Consider the following 21,826-nt stretch of genomic DNA (forward strand, 5'->3'; position numbering starts at 1 on the left):
ATTCTTCGGAGTATCGCTTTGCGCTCATCATCAACACCTGTAGATTTGCGTTTAGTGTAACGCTATCAGGCGTCTACTGTATCGGGGGCTTGCCAGAAAGTCATTTTTCGTCACCCGAAACTGCGTTATCCAGTGACTCTTGATGAAAGCCGCAAGTCACGCAAACGCAAACCCACAGACGAACATCCGGAGCTTGATTTACCATCAGTGCCAGGTATGGCGGAGGGCATGCACCAGGTTGATGATGGTAATTTGAAATTCAATATACCTTCTGGTCCCATGACGGAAGTTGATGGTGGCCTACCAAGACCCGAAGGGTCAGGGACCCGCGAAGCAGAGGCAGGCATTTCACAGTCAACGGGGGCAGGACCTTCTGAGCTGGATGGCGATGCCCAAGAGTTGAGCCTCCGCTTGAATCAGGAGGCTGATCCGGAAGAAGAACAACAGCCTGATGAACTGATTGCGAGCGAACCCACAGGGCGTTTTTCAAACTTTGAAAAAGCCATCAACATCTTGGTTCATGAATACGACTACGAGCTAACTGGGTCAATCTGCTGCTACGAGTTTCCTTTACCAAAGACACGTAGCAAAAAGATTCTAAGGACAGAGGATGGCAGACCCATACAGTACTACTTGGCAGGCCTTCGATGTAACGATCTTTCCATATGCATCTTGGAGGCTGACGTTGAGAGCTTGCTAGTACATGAAGAAGCTAACCCAGAGTCCGTTAGTACACTTCTGGCTATTGTGCGAGGGGAGCCCACGCAGTCAGTGTCTCGTATAGTGCAGTCATTTTCTGACAGTGGAGTGACTTGGAAAGAGTCTGACTTACGTACACATTGCCTAGTTTTTCATCGTTGCGATCATCCTAAACGATACCGGTCAGTGGATACAGAGGTGGCTGGCAAGATCACCAGGCAACGTGTTCCGCGAGAAAACGATGTATTTCTTCGATCTTGGGTGGACATCCTGCAGAGAGGCATTCAGAAAATCACTCAGAAATACAATGATGCACAGAAAGATTCAGATATCAGGGAGTAGAAGTGCCGGTCTGCAGTCAAGCTTGGCTGCGATCTGATATAGCTTCTCTACAGTGATGTTTACCCCCCGGAGACATTGATGTTTCCGGATTAGATGGTGCTAATGCTCATCAAGGGGCTAAAAGCGGGTTAGCAAAATCAGCAGACATGTTGCATGTGACTTTTGATGGCATGTTTCGGCATCAGCTGCTGGCTTTGTTCTGAGGCTTCTAACGTTAGGGCTCTTTCGGGTGGTGTTTTTAATCAAACTTTATTTTAAACTGAAATGGCCGGTAGTGAGTCGTCCGCCACTAATCGGATCAAACTTTATTTTTTGCTGTTCACGAATTAATCTAAAAAGCTTGCCTTTTTGGTCAAACTTTATTTCTCTCCGATAACACGTTTGCATCATAATGGACTGCCAACGTGCTGCCATCGGCCGCTCTCCATGACAGAGGTTGCTTGCACGATTGCAATCCGCCAGGCGCGGCCTCAGCTGGCGAGTTCCTCCCGCATCATGTTCAGAAGACCACCCTTGAGAATCATTCTGACCTGTCGGTCGCTGAGATCGTAAGTGAGTTCGTAGGTTTCTCCGCTCCGGTTGTTTTTGGCCCGGACGGGGTTGCCAGACTTCAGGGCCTCCACCATATCCTCCAGCAACAACTCGTCGTCCTGATTGATCCTGTCGTAGTCTTCGGGGTTGGCAAATTGCAGCGGCAGGATGCCGAAGTTGCAGAGGTTCTGCCAGTGGATGCGGGCGTAGTTTTTCGCGATGACGACCCGCACTCCCAGATATCGGGGCGTCAAGGCCGCATGCTCACGGCTTGAGCCCTGACCATAGTTCTCGCCCCCCACGACGATGGAACCTGTGTCCTGATGCTGGCTGGCGCGCTGGGGGTAGGAGGGGTCAATCCGTGTGAAGGTAAACTCGCTGATTTTGGGAATATTGCTGCGATACGGCAGGATATTGGAGCCGGCCGGCAGAATTTCATCGGTGGACACGTCATCACCCACTTTCAGCAGTACCGGTGCTTCCAGGGACTCAGGAAGACCCTCAAATTCCGGCAGCGTGCTGATATTAGGGCCTTTTTCCACCATCTTCAGTTCCGGATGGGCAGCCGGCGGACGGATGTTGCGGTCCTCCACATAAAACGAGCGACTCTCATCAAAGCGCGGACACGCCATGTCCAGATCCCTGGGATCGGTAATTACACCGGTAAGCGCCGAGGCCGTGGCAGTTTCCGGGCTGCACAGGCAGACTTTGTCCTCTTCCGTGCCTGAACGGCCGGGGAAATTTCGGGGCACTGTGCGCAAGCTGATCTGATCCGTGGCGGGTGCCTGGCCCATGCCGATACAGCCATTACACCCGGTCTGGTGCAGCCTGGCCCCCGCCTTGAGCAGGTCACTCAAATGGCCAAGATCGGTCAGGTTTTCCAGTACCTGACGCGAGGTGGGATTGATATCAAAAGACACCCCTTCACTGATCTGACGCCCCCGGACCATCATCGCCGGTACCGCGAAATCCCGCAGACCCGGGTTGGCGGACGAGCCGATGTAGGCCTGGTAGATGGGTTCCCCAGCCACTTCCCGGACTGGGACGACTTTGCCCGGACTGCTTGGCAGCGCAATCAGGGGCTGCAGGCTGCCCAGGTCAATTTCATCGTGTTCGTCATAGGTGGCACCGGCGTCCGCCTGTATTTTTACAAAGTCGGCTTCCCGCTGTTGCTGTCTGAGAAATCGGCGCACGGCCTCGTCTGCAGGAAACACGGTCGCGGTATGCCCCAACTCCTGCCCCATATTGGCGATGACGTGACGATCCATGGCAGACAAATGTTTGAGGCCAGGGCCATAGTATTCAAAGATTTTTCCGGCGCCGCCCTTCACACCGTGGCGGCGGAGCATTTCCAGTATGACGTCCTTGGCGCTCACCCAGTCCGGCAGTTTGCCGGTGAGCTTGATACCCATCACCTTGGGCATATTCAAGTAATAGGGCTCGCCACACATGGCCATGGCGACCGCCAGCCCCCCGGCGCCCATAGCCAGCATGCCCAGGGAGCCAGCAGCACAGGTATGGCTGTCGGAACCCAGCAGGCTTTTGCCCGGTTTGCCAAAACGCTCCATATGCACCGGGTGGCTTACCCCCGAACCCGCCGGGCTAAACCATATTCCGTGCCGCTGGCAGGCACTGCGCAGGAAAAGGTGGTCGTCCGGGTTGCGGTTGTCCGCCTGTATCAGGTTGTGATCAACATACTGGGCAGACAGCTCGGTTTTAACCTGATCAAGCCCCATGGCTTCCAGTTCCAGCATGACCAGCGTACCGGTGGCGTCCTGGGTCAGGGTCTGGTCTATCCGCAGGCCGATTTCCTGCCCGGCTTTCATTTTTCCGGACACCCGATGCGCCTCAATCAGCTTCTGGGCTACGTTCTGCGGTTTGGTTGGGTTCGATTTTGCCATGGCATCACCTATCATCGCGGGCCAGATCCCGGACACTCGCGGTGGGGTTGTCACTGAGATTCAGTAACCGGTTACCGTTAACGCTAGTCAAAAACTGCCCGAACTTCGAATTCTGATTCTGGCAGCGGCTCGCTATCACCAGCGGTAACGGACACTGCCCACCACGCTGCGCTCGGCGCCGTAGTAGCAATAGCCGCTGCAGCTTGCCACGTATTCCCGATCTGCCACATTGGTGACGTTCAGTTGCGCCTGCCACTGTGGTGCGAAGGCGAATTGGGCCATCATGTCGAACACGGTGTACGAAGGCACTTTCGTTGAACCATCCCGGGTTTCGCCAACGAAGCGGGCGCCACCACCCAGTTTCAGGCCGGGGGCCAAATCGGTGAAGGTGTAATCCAGCCAGGCCGAGGCCTGGTGGCGCGGAATCAGGGGCGCCTGGCGCTCTTCACTGTTGGCATCGCTTTTCACGGTGGCATCGCTGTAGGTGTACGCGGCGGTCAGTTCCAGCTGATCGGTGAGGTAGCTTACGCTCTCGACCTCGAAGCCGGTGGTTGTGCGTTCCGCGTCCTGGGCACGAATACCGTTGTTCAGAGTGCTGCCCAGTGAATTCTCTTCTTCAATCCGGTAAGCCGCCGCCGTCAGGTAACCATCCATGCCCCGGGGCGCAATTTTGACACCCGCTTCCAGTTGCTCACCTGTGCGCGGGTCATAGAGGTCGCCACTGCCGTCGGTGCTGGCGATGGGCTCGAACGATTCGGTATAGGACAGGTAGGGAGAGATGCCATTGGCTGCCAGGTACATGATGCCGCCAGAGAGTGACACCTGGTCGTTATCGGCGCCTTCCTGTGTGCCGGCCGTCAGGTCGCTGTTCTCAAGCTCGGCCTGATCGTACCGGGCGCCAGCCAGGAACACCCAGCGGTCGTCCAGGCGCAGTTGATGCTGCAGGTAGTAACCGGTCTGTTGCTTGTCGGTTTCCGAGTGCGTCAGGGTGCTCGTGTCGATGGGTGTGAAATTGCCGTACTGGGGATCGAACAGGTCGATGGGGTCGCCAAACCCGGTATAGGTTCCCGCACCCTTGTTGTTCAGGTCCTGATAGTCCACACCGAACAGGAAAGTATTCTCGGTACGGTCGGTATACCAGGTGCCGACAAGGCGGTTGTCCACGGTCCAACTTCTGGTTTCGCCATCGCGATAGATCAGGCCCCGTGAACCTTCCCGTGGGTTGCTCTGGCTCTGCGAGACAATGAAGCTGCTGCGAAGCAGCAGGTCGGATTCGCTGTAGCGGAAATCCTGCTCAAACCGCCACACATCATTGATCGCATGACTCAGGGCATAGCCAACGGAAGTCTGTGTGCGCTCGTTGGTATCGTAACCCGGTTCGCTGTAGTTGGTGGACGGGTCCACCTTGCCATAAGGTGTACCCTCAATCGTGCCATAGGCCAGCTTGAACGGGTTGGTTGGGACGGCGTCGTCTTTCTGGAAGCTTGAAAGCACGGTCAGGCTGGTCTGGTCGGAAATATCCCAGGTCAGGCTGGGGGCCAGGTAATAACGCTCGTTCTCGGTGAAGTCCAGGTCACCTTCCTGATAGCGGTACAGGCTCACCAGGCGGTAACTGAGGTCATCGCGCTCACCCAATGGGCCGGTGGTGTCGATGCCCAACTGGCGATGCTCATCGGTGCCCACCTGGATATCGACCTCGCCCTGGGCCGTGTCGCGTGGGCGCTTGCTGATGGCATTCACCACACCCCCCGGAGGGGCCTCGCCATACAGGATCGACGCGGGACCCTTGAGCAGTTCAACACGTTCAAGCCCAAAGGGTTCCACCATCCACTCGTAGAAACCCGTCCGGTAGATTCTTAGGCCATCCTGATAGGTCGCCTGGTCAAAACCCCGTACTTGCAACCAATCGGTATCGTTATCCTCCCCGTAATGGCCGGAGACAACGCCGGCGCGGTACTGGAAGGTTTCGTCCAGGGATTGAACGTTCCGTTCCCGGAGCTCTTCTTCAGTGACCACCGACGCCGGCCTGGGCGTTTCAACCAGCGGCGTCTCCACCTTGAGCGCGGTTGCCGACACAACCAGCGCGTTCAGGTCGGTGGTGTTGTTTTCCTGGGCCAGCAGCGGGATCGGTGCAGAGGCCAGACCAATGGTTGTCAGGGTCAGCTGTACAGTCCGTGTCAGCGGGTTGGGATACAGAAAGGGAGACATATCGGTGACCTTTACCTGTTGGTGTGTGCGGGCGGAACGCCTTGGCGATGGTGCGGCGTGAATCATATTTCCTACCAAACAGTAATGCAAACTATTACCATTACGGGCGTGACCGGAAGGACCCTTGGTCGTCTTTCGGGTGAAAGCAGGGGAGGTCAGTTATGCAAGCCGAATCAGGGGCTGAAAGATTGCGGGAGTTCAGCGTCCGGGACTTTCTGGATTTTGGTGAACAGTACGGTATCGAGTATCGATTCAGCGCTAATAACAGTGGCGAGGACAATAATCGAACGGCAGCGATTGCCCGAGGTTGCATCAATGAGCTAACGCTGCCGTCAGGTCTGCGATTTACCCACTCCGAACTGGATATTTTCCATGGTTACGAGTCGGTTTCACTGGGCCAGGCTCCCCTGTTGATCGTGATCGTATTGGAGGGGTGTATCAATCTCTCGGTCGGGCCCGTGATGCGTGAGTTACGCACCGGCATGGCCGCCAGTCTGAGGCTTTGCCCGGAGTACGCACTGCAGGTTCGGCAATCGCCCGACCAGCACCTGAAAACACTCACGCTGGCCTGGGACCCGGGGTGTTCAGCCGGGGTCGGAACGGAACACCCTGTCATGCGCCGGTTGCTGCAGGAGGTTCATCGCCCCATGCTGGCGTGGCAGGTGCCCGGGGAACTTTTCCGGAGTCTTGAGCCAAGCCTGAACCTGACGATACCTGAACTGAGAAAACACCTTGTCCTGGAAGGGCTGGCGATGCAACTGCTTGCCCATGGTCTGCCCGAGCATGACCAAAGCCAGCCCCGAAAACCCCTGTCTTATCGTGAGCAGCAACGTCTGGAATCGGTTCGCCAGCTGTTGGAGTTTGCACCAGCGGAACACCACTCCCTTGAGGCCTTGGCCGATCGTGCGGCCATGAGCAGTAGCAGTCTGCGTGCCAAATTCCGTGCAACCTACGGTGTCACCCTGTTCGAGTACTTGCGGCGGTGCCGGCTTGAACTCGGGCGCAACTACCTCGAGCGTGGCTATTCGGTCCAACAGGCAGCTCACTGCACCGGTTATCGGCATGCCACCAATTTTGCGACCGCCTACAGACGCCATTTTGGCGTTTCGCCCCGAAAAGAAGCCTGACGCCGGAGATTGTGTCATCACGCATAGGAAGTCTGACATTTGGCATACCTCACGACCGATCTAAACACGAATAATTCGCATTATCTAATAAAGGTCCGAACGAGGTTTTCCGATGTTTCAACGTTCCAGAATGTCATTGGCCGTGGCGTTTACTCTTACCGGTATCACCGGCCTCCCACTCTCACCGGCACAGGCAGCCGAACAGCCAGCGACGCTTGAGGCCCTGAACGTAACCGCTGTCCGCGGTGCCACCAAAACCGAAACGCCGGTTATGGAAACCCCGCAAACCGTCAATGTCATCAACAACGAGGAATGGCAGGAACGGGGTGCGGAATCGGTACAGCGCGCGGCCAACTACACGCCGGGCGTGGGGGCCAATCAGGTGGGCTCCTCCAATCGTTACGATTACCTGATTCTCCGGGGCTTTTCCGATGGCAGTATCAATAACACCTATCTGGATGGCCTTCGGGTGATGAACGATGGTGGTTCCTTCAGTTCTTTTGCAATTGATCCCTGGTATCTGGAGCGAATTGAGATTGTCAAAGGCCCAACTTCCGTGCTCTACGGGCAGAGTTCGCCGGGCGGCATTGTCGCCCTGACCAGCAAGAAGCCGGAATTTCAGGCCGGAGGTGAGGTTCGGGCAACCTTGGGAAACAACGCTCAACGCGGCTTTGCATTCGATTTTACCGGTCCTGTCGATGACGACCGTCGTGTGGCGTATCGCCTGACCGGAAAGATGTCAGCCGCCGATGCCCAGCAAGATCACGTGGAGGAAGAGCGCCGGGTAATTGCGCCCTCATTGACCTGGGATATGACCGACTATACGTCTCTGACGCTGTTGGCTTACCTGCAACAGGACCCGAAAGGTGGTTATCACGGTGGTCTTCCTTACGAGGGCACCGTGGAATCCCGCAATGGCAAGAAGATCGACAACACCTTCTTCGAAGGCGAGCCGGAGTACGACGAGTTTGATCGGGATATGGCCATGGCCGGCTATGATTTCGAGCATGAGTTCAGCCAGGCCTGGACTGCGCGGCAGAAATTTCGTTATCTGGAGTCTGAGGTGTCTGTGCAGCAGGTTTATCAGGCTGGTTGGGGAAGTGGTGATGAGCTGCTCCGAAGCATTCCCGGCCAAACGTACAACACAACGGGCTACTCTGCCAGCGAAGAAGAGCTGGAGGCTTTCACTGTCGACAATCAACTGGAAGGGACAGTAGTTACCGGTTTATTGGAGCACCGGGTTCTTGTGGGTCTGGATTATCAAAAGCGGGAGAACGAGGTAAAAGCCACCTACGGTGAATTCCCCTCGATCGATGCGTTTGATCCTGTCTACGGTGCCGACCCCCTGATTCTTGTCGGACCCTTCAATGATCTCCGGGAGCTCGAGCAAACCGGTGTTTATTTACAGGACCAGATGGTGATTGGAAACTGGCACATCAGTCTGGGCGGACGCCAGGATTGGGTTAACATCAAGAATACATCGCTTGATTATGGAACCGTTCAGGAACTGGATGAAAACCAGTTTACCGGCCGCGCGGGATTGCTTTATAAGTTCGACAATGGTGTGGCGCCCTACCTGTCCTATTCCACGTCTTTTTCGCCCAGCGCCTATCTGGATGAGAATGGTGAGCTTCTCAATCCAAGTACCGGTGAACAGATTGAAACTGGTTTGAAGTATCAGCCTGTTGGCACGGGGAACCTGTATACCCTGTCGGTGTTCCGGATCAACCAGAAAGATCTCGCAACCAAAGTGCCCAATGAAACCTTCTACCGTGCCATTGGCGAAATTCAGTCTCAGGGTATGGAATTGGAAGCCAAGGCTCAGCTGACTGAGAACCTGGATGTTCAAGCGGGGTATGCTTACACCGACGTCACCTTTGAAAAGGCCGAGGCGTATCGTGAAGGTAATCAAGCCAGTCAGACACCTGAACACCAGTTGACGATGTGGACGGGCTACAGCTTTGACCAGGGTATCCTGGATGGCGCTCGCGCTGGTTTTGGTGTTCGCCACATGCGCGATATTCAGGCCAATGATGCAAACACCAGGAAAGTCCCGAACTATACTCTAGTCGATATGGCGCTTTCCTATAACCTCGCCCGTCAGGGTCTGCCGGGGGTTACGGCGCGGCTCAACGTGAACAATCTGTTGGATAAAGAATATATTGCTTCCTGTTACAACAGCCTGAACTACTGCTACTACGGCGCTGAACGTGACGTAAAAGCATCAGTTTCGTACAAGTTCTGAACCATTCAACAAGCAGACACAAGATCGGGCCCGGTAACTCGGGCCTGATTTTTTGCGTTATCACCGGCCCGCCGGAATGCCCCATTTGCCTATTGGCTGCGTAGGAAAGGGGAAAACTTGCAAACAGAAGGAGCGGATAGCCTGATGACTCGGCGTATGATCGCACTCTTAACCCTGACCCTCGTATTGGCCGGCTGCACCGGCACCCCCAAGGGCATCGAACCGGTCACCGACTTCAACAAAGACCGTTACCTGGGTACCTGGTACGAAATCGCGAGGCTTGACCACTCATTTGAAGAAGGCCTGAGCCAGGTCACCGCCGAATACACCGAGAACGACGATGGCAGCATCAGGGTCATCAACCGGGGCTACAACGCCGAGACCGGCGAATGGGAAGAAGTCGAGGGTAGGGCGGTGTTCGTGGGGGATAGTGACACCGGGCACCTGAAGGTCTCTTTTTTCGGTCCCTTCTACGCCTCCTACGTGATATTCGCGCTGGATAGCGAATACTCCTGGGCTTACATCACCGGTTACAACCGTGACTATCTCTGGCTGATGGCGCGCACGCCCCATGCCAGTGAGGCGCTGCTGAATGACTTCAAAGACACCGCCCGGGCCAAGGGATTTGATCTGGACGAGCTGATCTTGGTGGATCAGTCCAGGCCCTGACCGCCACACATCGGAAATTACCTATGCATTTTTGGATGCGGAAAAATTCACGCGACGTAAGGTAGGCCGGATTTTGTTGTGCAGGGTGAAGATTTAAATGAAAGTGCTCTTGAGTATTGTTGGATTGTTTTTGTCTCTGGTGTCGGGTTACGGCTTTGCCGCGCCCAAACTTGAGGTCACCAACCGCCATGAAACCGTCGTACTGGAATGGGCTGATCTGGAAGCTCTACCGCAGACAACCATCCAGACCACCAGCCCTTACTTTGAAGGCAGTGTCGAGTTCTCCGGCCCTACACTCCAGGCAGTGATTGATCAGGTGGGTCTGTCGGGAGAGAGCGAGATGACTCTCATCGCCCTGAATGACTATCGGGTATCCGGCAGTGTTAACGAACTGCTCTCGCTGGATGCCATAGTTGCCACGCGCCGGAATGGCAAAGCCATGAGCGTTCGACAGCGTGGCCCCTTCTGGCTCATGCTGCCGATGTCTGATAGACCGGAACTGGATCACGAGGACTATCATCGCTTCATGGTGTGGCAACTGCAGCGGATCAAGCTTCAGTAATGATGAACGGCGGCTTTGTCCTCACCAGGTTGTTCTCCAGGACAACCATGCTCTTCCTGTTTTTGGTGGTGGTTGTCCTTTTGGGGACGAGTGTTTACACCTACATCCAGGATCGCAAACTCCAATCGGTGTCTTTGGATGCCCTGAGGATGGCGTCGTGGAATCTGGTGCAATTGGGCAACGAAGCGGGAGACTTGGATCTTCAGATCGGGCTGATGTCGAAGGGTGCCGGTGACCCAGACGAGTTGATGCTACGCTACGATATCCTCTGGAGCCGGTACGACTACCTCTTAAACAGCAAAGAGTCTGCTCCCACCCGTCAGCATGGCGACAACAAGGCTCAATTGGACACGCTGTTTGCAGATCTCAAAGCCCTGGAACCCGCTATTCTGGCCGCAGTCAACTCAGGATTGAGCCAATGGGACGCCGTTATGCGGGGCTGGGAGCCGCAAAAGACTCAGATCCGGAATCTGGTGACCGATAACTTCGTTGGAGATGAAACCAGCCGCCTGATGAGCAACGTTCAGGCCTCCCGAAACCGACTGGCAAACCTTCGGCTTCTTACCCTGATTTCATTGATGGCGGTGTTCGTCTATTTTGTCCTGGCGTTGTTTTTTGTTCGTCGCCAGTCGCGCACAGACCCGGTAACCGGTTTACCCAACAACAATTACCTGCGTACGGTTCGCCAGGTGAGTGGCGAGAAAACCATTATCATCTGCGAAATTCGCCAGTTGCAGCTCGTGCGCAGTGATTTTGGGGATCACGGTGCCAATGAGCTGAGTAGCCTCTATGCCAGCAAGCTCCTTAAAGAGCTTATGCCGGGCGATGAGCTGATACACATCTCCCAAAGCGAATTTCTCATGTTTCTTCAACCCAGGGCAGAACAGACCTTGGAGCAGACGGCAAGCCAGCTGGTGGAGGCCACCACGTTTGATTGGCACCAACCGAACTCCGTTCTCCACATATCGGCTGTATTTGGCATTGACCCGCCGTGCCAAGAGGTAAGTGGCGACTGGTCTACCCGTTATCAGCAGGCCCACCGTGCCTTGGCACAGGCCCATATTGAAGACCAAGCCTTTTATATTAACGGAGAGGATCTGAGACGACGTATTGCCGAAGACGCACAGATCCATGCCGGCCTCATCAAGTTTTTGAATCGTGAGCCGGGTTCGCTATCACTGCATCTTGTCTACCAACCGATCGTCAGTGCTGTTGACCAGAACTTCATCACTGGCGCAGAGGTGCTGCTACGCTGCCGGCATGACGACCTTGGGTTCATTCCCCCCAACCGAGTGGTGAACCTGTGCGAGCGCCTTGGGCTCGGGCTCAGCCTGGGGCGCTGGCTGTTCCGGGAAGTGGCTAGAGAAACCCGTTATATATACCAACACCTGGGTTTTCGCGGCCATATTTCCATCAATCTCAACCCCGCGATGCTAACCCACAAGCTGGCAGATGATGTCAAAGAATTGTTAATTGATGGCGGTATTCCCCCTTCAACCATCTGCATGGAAATTACCGAAGACAACGCCGCGTTGGAGTTTGGCTCCATTAACCAGTTGATTGAACGGTTGAAAGCAATGGGAATTACCTTTGCACTCGACGATTTCGGCACCGGGCACTCGTCCCTGGAATATCTCCGGGAGCTGAAAGTCGACCGCCTGAAAATTGACCGGTGTTTTGTGGACGGTATTGAAACTTCGGACGACAAAGCCCGGTTTCTGGGCTCCATTATCGCTATGGCCGATCAGGCTTACATGAAAAGCGTGATTGAGGGCGTCGAAAACCAGGAGCAATGGCTACTGGTCCGGGAAATGGGTGGTTCCCTGATTCAGGGGTATTTTGCCCACAAGCCCATGCCGATGGACGATTACACCAGTTTATTACTTGATCTTGGGACGGATTATCCCCGGGATATCAGACTGTCTCCGCAGCGCGCTCCTGTGGATTAATATTTCCCCAAGGTGCTTTCATAGCATACTACTTTTATGTTCGCTATACTACGCCCGCACCGGGCGACCGCGCCCTCTCTTTTCTGACTCCAGATCGCTCCCCGCGACCTTCGGCCAACGTCCGATGCACATTTATCAAGGAAGTCTGTGGATTTCCGCCGCATACTTCTGTCGCTGTCATCTTCAGAAAGAGTCGTGCAATGGCCAACACCGTTATATCCGGCTTTGCCAGTAATTTTCTCGGCAAAGCACCGGCCTGGTACAAGCAGGTCGTTCTGCTATTCCTGATCGCCAATCCCATCGTAATGTTTGTCCTCGGCTCCGGGTTTACCGGCTGGTTGCTGATTGCCGAGTTCATTTTCACGCTCGCCATGGCCCTCAAGTGTTACCCCCTGTTGCCGGGCGGGTTGCTGGCGGTGGAGGCCCTGTTGATTGGCCTGACTTCGCCAGATGCCGTTTATGAGGAAGTGCTCACCAACTTCCCAGTGATCCTGCTGTTGATGTTCATGGTGGCAGGCATCTACTTCATGAAAGAACTGCTATTGGTAACGTTTACCCAGATTCTCGTTGGCGTTCGGTCAAAATCGGCATTATCCCTGCTGTTCTGCGGTGCAGCGGCCCTGTTATCCGCGTTTCTGGACGCGCTGACCGTGACCGCTGTGATCATCAGTGTGGCGGTAGGCTTTTTCTCGGTGTACCACAAGGTGGCGTCTGGTAAGGGCTACCAGCACAAAGACCACAACGCCAACAGCGATGACGAGGTGATTGAGTTGCACCGGGAAGACCTGGAAGATTTCCGGGCTTTTTTGCGGAGCCTGCTGATGCACGGTGCTGTCGGTACCGCCCTGGGTGGCGTGGCCACCATGGTGGGCGAGCCACAGAACCTGCTGATTGCCAAGGTGGTGGGTTGGAACTTTGGCGAGTTCTTCATGAATGTAGCACCGGTTAGCCTGCCGGTACTGGTGGCCGGGCTTGCTACCTGCTGGGGGCTCGAAAAGTTGCGCTGGTTTGGTTACGGCGGCCGCCTGCCCCGGCCGGTCCGCCGGGTGCTGGAAGAGTTCGCGGAAAACGAGCGAGCCCAGCGTACCAAAGCCGATCAGGCAGCCCTGTGGGTCCAGGCGGTGGCGGCAGTGATCCTGGTGTGTGGCCTGGCGTTCCACATCGCCGAAGTGGGTCTGATTGGCCTGCTGGTCATCATACTGGTGACCTCCTTCACCGGCATTACCGACGAGGGCCAGATTGGCAAGGCGTTCCAGGAATCCCTGCCGTTTACGTCGTTATTGGTGGTGTTCTTCGCCATTGTGGCCGTGATTCACGAACAGCACCTGTTCACGCCTATCATTGACTACGTACTCAGCCTGCCTGAAAGCGAGCAACCCGGCATGTTCTTCATTGCCAACGGTTTACTCTCGATGATCAGCGACAATGTGTTCGTGGCCACAGTGTACATCAGCGAACTGAAGCAGGCGTTTGAAGCCGGGGCGATCAGCTATGACCACTTTCAGACACTGGCGGTAGCCGTGAACACCGGTACCAACCTGCCCAGCGTCGCCACCCCCAACGGCCAGGCGGCCTTCCTGTTCCTGCTGACTTCGGCTATTGCGCCGCTGGTTCGGTTGTCCTACGGCAAGATGGTGGTGATGGCGCTGCCTTACACCGTGGTGATGGGCGGAGTGGGGCTTTATATGGTGACTCACGCCCTGTGAATACTGTCGAAGCCGGTCCTTGTGTCCGGCTTCGCCTCTCTATATAGTGGAATAGTCCTTGGTTAACTACCATATGTTGTGATCAACTGTTGATCAGCTTGTTCAAACGGTAGTCGGGAATCCGGTGAGAATCCGGAACTGACGCGCAGCGGTATTGGGGAACGAGCGTGGCAAAAAGACACTGACAATCGTCGGGAAGTCGCCACGCAAGGCCGAATCACTAGGTTCACGCCCCTGAGTCCGAAGACCTGCCAAGGACATGGAGCCCGGAAAATCCCCGTGGCTTCTGAACTGCACCTTCGCGTTTCAAGGTGAGCAGGTCGGACCAGAACTTATCCTTTCCCTCTCCCGCCAGTGGTGAGGGAGCGTTTGGCGCTTATGCGGCGCCAGGTCGTCGGCATGCTTTCCTGTAAACGCGAAGTCTGCACCACCACGCGTTTAAAGGAGCACTGCCATGCATTCCCCCACTCTGGCTGAACCCCAGCCCGGCTCGAAAAGTGATACCGAAGCCCTCCAGGTCATCAAGCGCAACGGTTCGCTCGTCGATTTTAAGCCCTCGAAAATCAGTGTCGCTGTCACCAAAGCCTTCCTTGCCGTGGAAGGCGACCAGGCCGCTGGTTCCGCCCGCATCAACAGCGCCGTCCAGGAAGTCACCAGGCAAGTGATCCGGGCCATCAGCCGCCGTTTGAAAGCCGGCGGCAAGGTGCACATCGAAGACATCCAGGACCAGGTCGAACTGGCCCTGATGCGTGCCGGTGAACAGAAAGTGGCCCGTGCTTACGTGCTGTACCGGGAAGAACACGCCCGCCAACGTGCCATCGACGAGCCAATGGAAGCCCACCCCCACCTGACCGTGCAAAAAGCCGACGGCAGCATCGCCCCGCTGGATCTGGGCCTGATGAAGCAACAGGTAGAGCACGCCGCCACCGGGCTTGAAGGTATTGATGGTGAATCGCTGGTGGACCACGCGCTGCGCAACCTGTTCGATGGCATTGAAGAATCCGAAGTGCTGTCGGCACTGATCATGACCGCCCGTGGTCGCATAGAAATGGAGCCGGACTACAGCGCCGTCACCGCCCGCCTGTTGCTGGAACAGCTACGCCTGGAAAACGCCCGCGCGTTAGAGTTATCCACAGAGCTGCCGCTGGCGGAACTGTATCCACAGGCCCTGACCGCCTTCATTCACGCGGGTATTCAGTATGAACTGCTGGACGACGCTCTGGCCGCCTTTGACCTGGAACGTCTGGGTAAAGCCCTGAAACCCGAGCGCGACCACCAGTTCGGCTTCCTGGGTCTGCAGACCCTGTACGACCGCTACTTCCTGCACTGGAACAAGGCCCGGCTGGAACTGCCGCAGGTGTTTTTCATGCGCGTGGCCATGGGCCTGGCGCTGCGCGAAGACGACGCCAACGCCCGTGCCATCGAATTCTATGAGCTGCTGTCCAGCTTCGACTACATGGCCAGCACCCCCACACTGTTCAACAGCGGCACCCGCCATTCCCAGCTCTCTTCCTGCTACCTGACCACCGTGGACGACGACCTGGAAGGCATCTACGGCGCCATCCGCGACAACGCCATGCTCTCCAAATGGGCCGGTGGCCTGGGCAACGACTGGACCCCGGTGCGTGCGCTGGGCTCTCACATCAAAGGCACCAACGGCGAAAGCCAGGGCGTGGTGCCGTTCCTGAAAGTGGTGAACGACACCGCCGTGGCCGTAAACCAGGGCGGCAAGCGCAAGGGCGCTGTGTGCGCCTACCTGGAAAGCTGGCACCTGGACATCGAAGAGTTCCTGGAGCTGCGCAAAAACACCGGCGACGAGCGCCGCCGCACCCACGACATGAACACCGCCAACTGGGTGCCGGACCTGCTCATCGAACGCATGCGCGACGACGCCGAATGGACCCTGTTCTCGCCCAGCGACGTGCCGGATCTGCACGACCTGACCGGCAACGCCTTCCGTGAGCGTTACGAACACTACGAGGCATTGGCCGAGCAGGGCGAAATCACCCTGTTCAAGAAAACCTCCGCCAAACAGCTGTGGCGCAAAATGCTCACCGTGCTGTTTGAAACCGGCCACCCGTGGATCACCTTCAAAGACCCGTGCAACCTGCGCTCCCCGCAGCAGCACCAGGGCGTGGTTCACAGCTCCAACCTGTGTACCGAAATCACCCTCAACACCAGCCGAGATGAAATCGCCGTGTGCAACCTGGGCTCCGTGAACCTGGCCGCCCACATCAAAAATGGCGAGCTGGACGTACAGCGCCTGGAGAAAACCGTCGGCACCGCCGTGCGCATGCTCGATAACGTCATCGACATCAACTATTACGCCGTACCCGAGGCGAAAAACTCCAACCTCAAACACCGCCCCGTGGGTCTGGGCTTGATGGGCTTTCAGGACGCGCTTTACCAGCTGGGCCTGCCGTACACCAGCTCCGAAGCCGTACAGTTCGCCGACCAGTCCATGGAGCAACTGAGCTACTTCGCCATCCGCGCCTCCGCCACCCTGGCCGGTGAACGCGGGGCCTACGACACCTACGAAGGCTCTCTCTGGCAGCACGGCATCTTGCCCATCGACTCCATCAAACTGCTGAAAGAAAACCGCCGGGAAGGGGAGCTGGCCGTGAACACCGACACCACCCTGGACTGGACCCCGGTGCGTGAACTCATCGCCAAAAACGGCATGCGCAACAGCAACGTCATGGCCATCGCGCCGACGGCCACCATCTCCAACATCGTGGGCGTGTCCCAGTCCATCGAACCGGCGTACCAGAACCTGTTTGTGAAATCGAACCTCTCCGGCGAGTTCACCGTGGTGAACCCCTCACTGGTGCGCGACCTCAAAGCCGAAGGCCTGTGGGACAACGTGATGGTCAACGACCTCAAATACTTCGACGGCAGCGTGCAGCAGATCGACCGCATCCCGGACGAACTCAAGGCAAGATACGCCACCGCCTTTGAAATCGACCCCCAATGGCTGGTGGAAGCCGCCGCAAGACGCCAGAAATGGCTGGACCAGGCCCAGAGCCTCAACCTCTACATGGCCGAACCCAACGGCCGCAAACTGGATGCGCTCTACCAGCTGGCCTGGGAACGCGGCCTGAAAACCACCTATTACCTGCGCTCCCTGGGTGCCACCGGCGCCGAAAAAACCGCGCCGGTCGCTGCGCCACAACCGCAGGTATGCAGCATCGACGAACCAGACTGCGAAGCCTGTCAGTAACCACTGACAAACTGGAAAACCGAGAGAACTCCAGAAGCGATAACGTCAAAGCTGAGAGAATCGGGCTGGTCTGGCCTCCCAAAAATGTCTGTAGCCATGGATGGCTACAGCCAAGCTCCCCAGGGACGGGTTCACGAGCGGTTTTTGGGAGGCCAGACCAGACCGGTTCCTGCTCCAACCGAGCAGGCTACCGATCAAGAGGACACGAACATGCTGAACTGGGACGACGAACCAAACACCCAATCCAAAGCCACAAACACCGAAGGCCCCGCTCCGGTCAACGTGGACGACAAACGCGTCATCAACGGCGAAACCGACATCAACCAGCTGGCGCCGTTCAAGTACCCCTGGGCCTGGGAATACTTCATGAACGCCAACAAAAACCACTGGACCCCACTCGACGTCAACATGGCCCAGGACGTCCACGACTACCACCACCGCCTCAACGCGGCCGAAAAACACGTGTACGAAAACGTCCTGGCCTACCTCACCACCTCCGACATCCTCGCCATGCGCAACATCGGCCTGGCCGTCATGGAAAAAATGAGCGCCCCCGAACTGCAGATCTACCAAGCCCGGCAGGTGTACGAAGAATCCATGCACACCTGGGCCTACCAGCACTGCATCGAAACCCTCAACCTCGACCAAAGCGAAATCTACAACCGCTACCGCGTGGTGCCCGAAATCAACGGCAAAATCCAGATGGCCAACCGCCGCCTGGACGCCGCCATGCGCCCGGACATGAACCTGCGCAACCGGGACGACCTGCACGAATTCGTCATGTCCTACCTGTTCTTCGCCGCCGTGTTCGAAGGAGCCTGGTTCTACAACGGCTTCAGCCCCATCTTCGCCCTGCAGCGCCGGGGCCTGATGCGTGGCACCGGCGAACAGCTCCAGTACATCCTGCGCGACGAAGCCATGCACTTCTCCTTTGGCCTGAAAGTCGTCAACCAGATCATGGAAGAGGAAAACATCACCCTCGACCCCAAAGCCGTGCGCGACATGTGGGACGAATCCGAAGCCAAAGAGATGGACTACGCCAACTACATCCTGCGGGACCCCATCCTGGGTTACTCCGCCGAGTACCACAGCGAACAGTTCCGCTTCGTCGCCAACCGCCGGGCCCGCACCGTCGGCCTGGAAGAACCCTTCCCCGGCGCCAAAAACGTCTCGCCCTGGCTGGACGAGCAGGCTACCCTACGCAAGGAAAAGAACTTCTTTGAAACCCGGGTCATCGAGTACCAGACCGGAGCCCAGTTGGAGTGGTAAGCCCATGAAAGTCGCTGTTTTCAGCACCAAACCCTACGACGAACAGTTTCTCAGCCAGGCCAACCAGGAAGCCCACCAGCACGAGCTGACCTTCCTGGAAACCCGCCTGAACGAAACCACGGCGGCGCTGGCCCAGGGCTACGACGCCGTGTGCGTGTTCGTGAATGACCAGGTGGACGCCCCGGTGCTGGAAAAGCTGGCGGAAGGCGGCACCCGCGTGATCGCCCTGCGCTGCGCGGGTTTCAACAACGTTGACCTCAAAGCCGCCGAACGCCTGGGCATGGCCGTGGTGCGCGTGCCCGCCTATTCTCCCTACGCCGTGGCTGAACACACGGTGGCGCTGATCCTCACCCTCAACCGCCAGATTCACCGGGCCTACCACCGTATTCGTGAAAGCAATTTCGCCCTCGATGGCCTGCTGGGCTTTGATCTGCGCGGGCGCACCGTGGGCATCATCGGCACTGGACGGATTGGCGTGGAAGTGGCTCGCATCATGCGCGGGTTTGGCTGCCGCGTGCTGGGCTACGCCCACAAGGTGCACAAGGAAGCCGAGGAAGTGGGAGTGGAATACGTGCCGCTGGATGAGCTCTTCGCTGAATCCGACATCATCACCCTGCATTGCCCGCTCACCCCGGAAACCCACCACCTGATCGATGCCGAAGCCATGGCCAAGATGAAAGACGGCGTGATGCTGATCAACACCAGTCGGGGCGCGATTGTCGACACCGGTGCCGTGATCGAAGGCCTGAAATCCGGCCACATCGGCTATCTGGGGCTGGACGTGTACGAAGAGGAGGGTGACCTGTTCTTCGAAGACCTCTCCAACCTGGTGCTGCAGGACGACGTGTTCGCCCGGCTGCTGACCTTCCCCAATGTGGTGATCACCGGCCACCAGGCCTTCTTCACCAACGATGCGTTGGAAAGCATTGCCCACACCACTCTGGGCAATTTGAGTGAACTGGAACAAAAGGGCCAGTGCGCCAACGAAGTAAAGCCTTAAGACGAGTAGGGCACTGAGACAACCTGGCCCTTAGCCCGTAAAATAGGGCTATGGCCAGACAATTCTATCGCCGGGGCCCGGACCACCGCGCCGGTGCCCCCGTTACCTTCCTGGACGTTCGCCGCCGGTTCGGATTCCGCAGCATCGATATCGGGCGTTGGGTCACCGAACCCGAGAAGCAGCGCAGCGCCGCACTTTTCTACGACGCCCTGTGCGATTTGATGACCATCCTTGGGGGCACCGAAAGTCTGATCTCCCTGCGCGGCACCCTGGGCCTGCAATACGGCACCGGTGGCCGCCCCGGTGTGAGTGCCCACTACACCCCGGCCACCCGCACCTTCTCGCTGGCCAAGAACGCCGGGCCGGGCAGCATCGCCCACGAATGGTTCCACGCCTTCGACCACTACATCGCCGACAAGCTATTCACAGACACCGAACCAGGCGCCTTCGGCTCCAAACTCTGGCTGACCCGGGAAGACATCGTCGCCCACCCGCTGAACGAACGCCTCGAGGCCTGCTACCGCGCCATTCTGCTGGACCCCACCGGCAACCAGCCCAGCGAGCTGTTCCGAACCTCCGCCAAAGCGGATAAAGCCGCCGGCGTGCATTACTTCAGCCAACCGGAGGAACTCTGCGCCCGCGCCTTCGAAGCCTTCGTGCAGGACGCCACGTGCAAAAACGCTTTCCTGGTACGTGGTACCAAGGAAACCGACGAAGCAAAACTGGGGCTGTATTCACAGGGGGAGGAACGCGCCCGGACGAACCGGGCGTTCAGCGCCTATTTTCAGGCGCTGGGAGGGGCATTGCGGCGAAGCGGGGTTTAGTTGGTGGCTTCGTCGTAACCTTCTTCAATGGAATCGCCGGCTTCCTCGGCGCTTTCCGCGACTTCTTCACCGGCTTCTTCGGCGCTCTCACCGATTTCTTCGCCAGCCTCTGCCGCGCCTTCCTCGTAAGTCTCTTCCGCGGCGTCGCCAGCCTCGTCCATTTGCTGTTCCGCATCTTCCGCAGCCTGTTCGAGCGCAGCTTCATCCTCATTCTCAGAGCCGCAAGCAGCCAGGCCCAGAGTCAAAACCATAAGCAGTGCGCTGAGAGTCAATTTGTTCATAATCTGCCTCGTAATTGGTCGATCGTAGGGATTTTAAAGGTAGACCTGTATCCAGCAGCACACAATTACCTGCCGATTACCCTTTGGTTAAGCCGTCTGGGAGCGATCTTCAGGAAACGTTACTGATTCAGTGGATGTCGGTATCAGATTGGGATGGCGACTGGAAATAAATGAGATCGCGGGGTAATCTGAGCAAAATCAGCCAAGGACAAGGTTCTTATAAAAATGATCAGGATGATATTTATTCCCATCGAGCACTGTTGTCAGTTTGGATCGCTGTTCCAGAACGAGTTTAGGAATTACTCGATCCATATTTTTTCCTTGTTTTCGTGATACTTCAAATATTTATAATTGCTTGTGTTTATAAAAGCCAAGCCGGATGATTTTTATGCGGAAGAACTGGATTGTTATTTTTTGTTGTGTATTTGTTCTTGGACTTTCCGGGTGTGGAACTAGTCCAATGAAATATCAGCCTGAAACTGATATTTCTTATAGTCAAGCAGTACATGTTATTGACCGGTTAATAATGGAGCAGCATTCTGACTGGAGGCCGGATTTTGTTGAGGTAACTGATCGGTTCATACTCCTTGGGTATGGAAGTGTGACTCAAGGCGGAGCGAGTGGAGCCTTCATAGGTAATGTTGCAATAGGCGCTCATTCATCTACTACGAGAGTAGCCAGTGACAGAATTTACTTCGAATCCATCGATGATATCATTTTGTATTCTTGGAAGCGTAAGTTCAGGCAATGGTATGTCGTATCTCTACTTGGTAATAATCGTAAGCATATTCTTCGAACTCGTAGCTTGGAAGAAGCCAAGCAAATGGCCAATGCGTTGCAAGTGATTTTAGATAGCTACGAAAATTCAAAAAAATAGTATGTTTTTAGCTACCATGGAGTGTCGTTATTTTAATTAATACATTATATCTTGAGAAATAGGGGGTGCCTTAGGCGTGGATTCTGTGATTGAGAAATGTATCTAAATAAGGTTAAGGAATAATGTATAGGGTTTTATTTGTTTTTATGGTCCTTTTGTCGCAAGTGTCATTCGCGCAATCAAATCCAGTTGGTGATGTCAAGGATAAGGCAGTTGAGGCGAGGTCCTGCGTGAAAGGATTCGCCACTGCGAGCCAAATGTTGGGAAAAGATCAGTATAAAGGGGCTGACAATATGGCCGCCCTGACTTTAGTGGAAACAGCGCGGCCTCAATAACTAAGTGCAACACCCTCTAATCGAGTATGGTGTTGCCATGAACAATCACTACCGCCACCTCAGTACGACAGACCGTGTCAC

Annotated in this window: 16 protein-coding genes and 1 riboswitch; of the genes, 12 read left to right on the forward strand and 4 right to left on the reverse strand. The window is 56.2% G+C overall.

The window, feature by feature from the left end; all coding sequences use genetic code 11:
• Positions 1-132 precede the first annotated feature (132 nt).
• A complete protein-coding gene (locus BY454_RS15270) occupies positions 133-1,041 on the forward strand; it encodes a hypothetical protein (RefSeq protein WP_146082726.1) in 909 nt (302 codons plus the stop codon).
• Positions 1,042-1,290: 249 nt separating this feature from the next.
• Here BY454_RS15270 and BY454_RS16915 read toward each other — a convergent pair whose 3' ends face one another.
• From BY454_RS16915 to BY454_RS15285, 3 genes are all read right to left on the reverse strand, one after another.
• Entirely contained in the window at positions 1,291-1,455 is a 165-nt protein-coding gene (locus BY454_RS16915; RefSeq protein ID WP_181049723.1) for a hypothetical protein, read from the reverse strand.
• Positions 1,456-1,511: 56 nt separating this feature from the next.
• Positions 1,512-3,473: an aconitate hydratase gene (locus BY454_RS15280; protein WP_104417460.1), complete on the reverse strand. Its 1,962-nt coding sequence runs from the start codon at positions 3,471-3,473 to the stop codon at positions 1,512-1,514.
• A gap of 135 nt (positions 3,474-3,608) precedes the next feature.
• Positions 3,609-5,681 carry a TonB-dependent siderophore receptor gene (locus BY454_RS15285; RefSeq protein ID WP_104417448.1) on the reverse strand — a complete coding sequence of 691 codons (2,073 nt, stop codon included), beginning with the start codon at positions 5,679-5,681 and terminating at the stop codon, positions 3,609-3,611.
• A 161-nt stretch (positions 5,682-5,842) separates the two neighbouring features.
• Between BY454_RS15285 and BY454_RS15290 the strand changes: the two genes are divergently transcribed.
• The 10 genes from BY454_RS15290 to BY454_RS15335 all read left to right on the forward strand — a co-directional run bounded on the left by BY454_RS15290 (position 5,843) and on the right by BY454_RS15335 (position 20,252).
• Complete coding sequence (locus BY454_RS15290; RefSeq protein WP_104417449.1) at positions 5,843-6,808, forward strand: helix-turn-helix transcriptional regulator; 966 nt, start codon at positions 5,843-5,845, stop codon at positions 6,806-6,808.
• A gap of 112 nt (positions 6,809-6,920) precedes the next feature.
• A complete protein-coding gene (locus BY454_RS15295) occupies positions 6,921-9,053 on the forward strand; it encodes a TonB-dependent siderophore receptor (RefSeq protein WP_104417450.1) in 2,133 nt (710 codons plus the stop codon).
• Between the two features lie 144 nt (positions 9,054-9,197).
• The gene (locus BY454_RS15300; protein WP_181049724.1) at positions 9,198-9,722 is read left to right on the forward strand and encodes a lipocalin family protein; all 525 of its coding nucleotides are present in this window, start codon (positions 9,198-9,200) and stop codon (positions 9,720-9,722) included.
• Positions 9,723-9,819: 97 nt separating this feature from the next.
• Positions 9,820-10,284 carry a hypothetical protein gene (locus tag BY454_RS15305; RefSeq protein ID WP_258075675.1) on the forward strand — a complete coding sequence of 155 codons (465 nt, stop codon included), beginning with the start codon at positions 9,820-9,822 and terminating at the stop codon, positions 10,282-10,284.
• Between the two features lie 47 nt (positions 10,285-10,331).
• Entirely contained in the window at positions 10,332-12,233 is a 1,902-nt protein-coding gene (locus BY454_RS15310) for an EAL domain-containing protein (protein ID WP_258075676.1), read from the forward strand.
• A 200-nt stretch (positions 12,234-12,433) separates the two neighbouring features.
• Positions 12,434-13,939: a sodium/proton antiporter NhaB gene (gene nhaB, locus BY454_RS15315; RefSeq protein ID WP_104417452.1), complete on the forward strand. Its 1,506-nt coding sequence runs from the start codon at positions 12,434-12,436 to the stop codon at positions 13,937-13,939.
• A 61-nt stretch (positions 13,940-14,000) separates the two neighbouring features.
• Positions 14,001-14,209: riboswitch (cobalamin riboswitch) on the forward strand.
• A 184-nt stretch (positions 14,210-14,393) separates the two neighbouring features.
• A complete protein-coding gene (locus BY454_RS15320; RefSeq protein WP_104417453.1) occupies positions 14,394-17,159 on the forward strand; it encodes a ribonucleoside-diphosphate reductase subunit alpha in 2,766 nt (921 codons plus the stop codon).
• Between the two features lie 96 nt (positions 17,160-17,255).
• The gene (locus tag BY454_RS15325) at positions 17,256-18,428 is read left to right on the forward strand and encodes a ribonucleotide-diphosphate reductase subunit beta (protein WP_258075677.1); all 1,173 of its coding nucleotides are present in this window, start codon (positions 17,256-17,258) and stop codon (positions 18,426-18,428) included.
• A 4-nt stretch (positions 18,429-18,432) separates the two neighbouring features.
• Positions 18,433-19,428, forward strand: a complete 996-nt coding sequence (locus tag BY454_RS15330) for a 2-hydroxyacid dehydrogenase (RefSeq protein ID WP_104417455.1) — start codon at positions 18,433-18,435, stop codon at positions 19,426-19,428.
• A 50-nt stretch (positions 19,429-19,478) separates the two neighbouring features.
• A complete protein-coding gene (locus BY454_RS15335) occupies positions 19,479-20,252 on the forward strand; it encodes a CLCA_X family protein (RefSeq protein ID WP_104417456.1) in 774 nt (257 codons plus the stop codon).
• Here BY454_RS15335 and BY454_RS15340 read toward each other — a convergent pair.
• A complete protein-coding gene (locus tag BY454_RS15340) occupies positions 20,249-20,533 on the reverse strand; it encodes a hypothetical protein (RefSeq protein ID WP_104417457.1) in 285 nt (94 codons plus the stop codon). The genes BY454_RS15335 and BY454_RS15340 overlap by 4 nt on opposite strands.
• A 460-nt stretch (positions 20,534-20,993) precedes the next feature.
• Here BY454_RS15340 and BY454_RS15345 point away from each other — a divergent pair, with 460 nt between their 5' ends.
• Positions 20,994-21,410, forward strand: coding sequence for a hypothetical protein (locus BY454_RS15345; RefSeq protein WP_104417458.1), 417 nt, complete (start codon positions 20,994-20,996; stop codon positions 21,408-21,410).
• Positions 21,411-21,826 lie beyond the last annotated feature (416 nt).

Origin of the sequence: Marinobacter persicus (assembly GCF_002934325.1) — a bacterium.
In the GTDB taxonomy this organism is placed as follows: domain Bacteria; phylum Pseudomonadota; class Gammaproteobacteria; order Pseudomonadales; family Oleiphilaceae; genus Marinobacter; species Marinobacter persicus_A.

Excerpts from the sequence above, each read along its gene's own strand:
- BY454_RS15345 (WP_104417458.1), top strand. The coding sequence starts at position 20,994 with ATGAAATATCAGCCTGAAACTGATATTTCTTATAGTCAAGCAGTACAT.
- BY454_RS15290 (WP_104417449.1), top strand. The coding sequence starts at position 5,843 with ATGCAAGCCGAATCAGGGGCTGAAAGATTGCGGGAGTTCAGCGTCCGG.
- BY454_RS15280 (WP_104417460.1), bottom strand. The coding sequence starts at position 3,473 with ATGGCAAAATCGAACCCAACCAAACCGCAGAACGTAGCCCAGAAGCTG.
- BY454_RS15285 (WP_104417448.1), bottom strand. The coding sequence starts at position 5,681 with ATGTCTCCCTTTCTGTATCCCAACCCGCTGACACGGACTGTACAGCTG.
- BY454_RS15295 (WP_104417450.1), top strand. The coding sequence starts at position 6,921 with ATGTTTCAACGTTCCAGAATGTCATTGGCCGTGGCGTTTACTCTTACC.
- nhaB (WP_104417452.1), top strand. The coding sequence starts at position 12,434 with ATGGCCAACACCGTTATATCCGGCTTTGCCAGTAATTTTCTCGGCAAA.
- BY454_RS15325 (WP_258075677.1), top strand. The coding sequence starts at position 17,256 with ATGGATGGCTACAGCCAAGCTCCCCAGGGACGGGTTCACGAGCGGTTT.
- BY454_RS15305 (WP_258075675.1), top strand. The coding sequence starts at position 9,820 with ATGAAAGTGCTCTTGAGTATTGTTGGATTGTTTTTGTCTCTGGTGTCG.
- BY454_RS16915 (WP_181049723.1), bottom strand. The coding sequence starts at position 1,455 with ATGGCAGCACGTTGGCAGTCCATTATGATGCAAACGTGTTATCGGAGA.
- BY454_RS15300 (WP_181049724.1), top strand. The coding sequence starts at position 9,198 with ATGACTCGGCGTATGATCGCACTCTTAACCCTGACCCTCGTATTGGCC.
- BY454_RS15310 (WP_258075676.1), top strand. The coding sequence starts at position 10,332 with ATGCTCTTCCTGTTTTTGGTGGTGGTTGTCCTTTTGGGGACGAGTGTT.
- BY454_RS15330 (WP_104417455.1), top strand. The coding sequence starts at position 18,433 with ATGAAAGTCGCTGTTTTCAGCACCAAACCCTACGACGAACAGTTTCTC.
- BY454_RS15320 (WP_104417453.1), top strand. The coding sequence starts at position 14,394 with ATGCATTCCCCCACTCTGGCTGAACCCCAGCCCGGCTCGAAAAGTGAT.
- BY454_RS15335 (WP_104417456.1), top strand. The coding sequence starts at position 19,479 with ATGGCCAGACAATTCTATCGCCGGGGCCCGGACCACCGCGCCGGTGCC.
- BY454_RS15340 (WP_104417457.1), bottom strand. The coding sequence starts at position 20,533 with ATGAACAAATTGACTCTCAGCGCACTGCTTATGGTTTTGACTCTGGGC.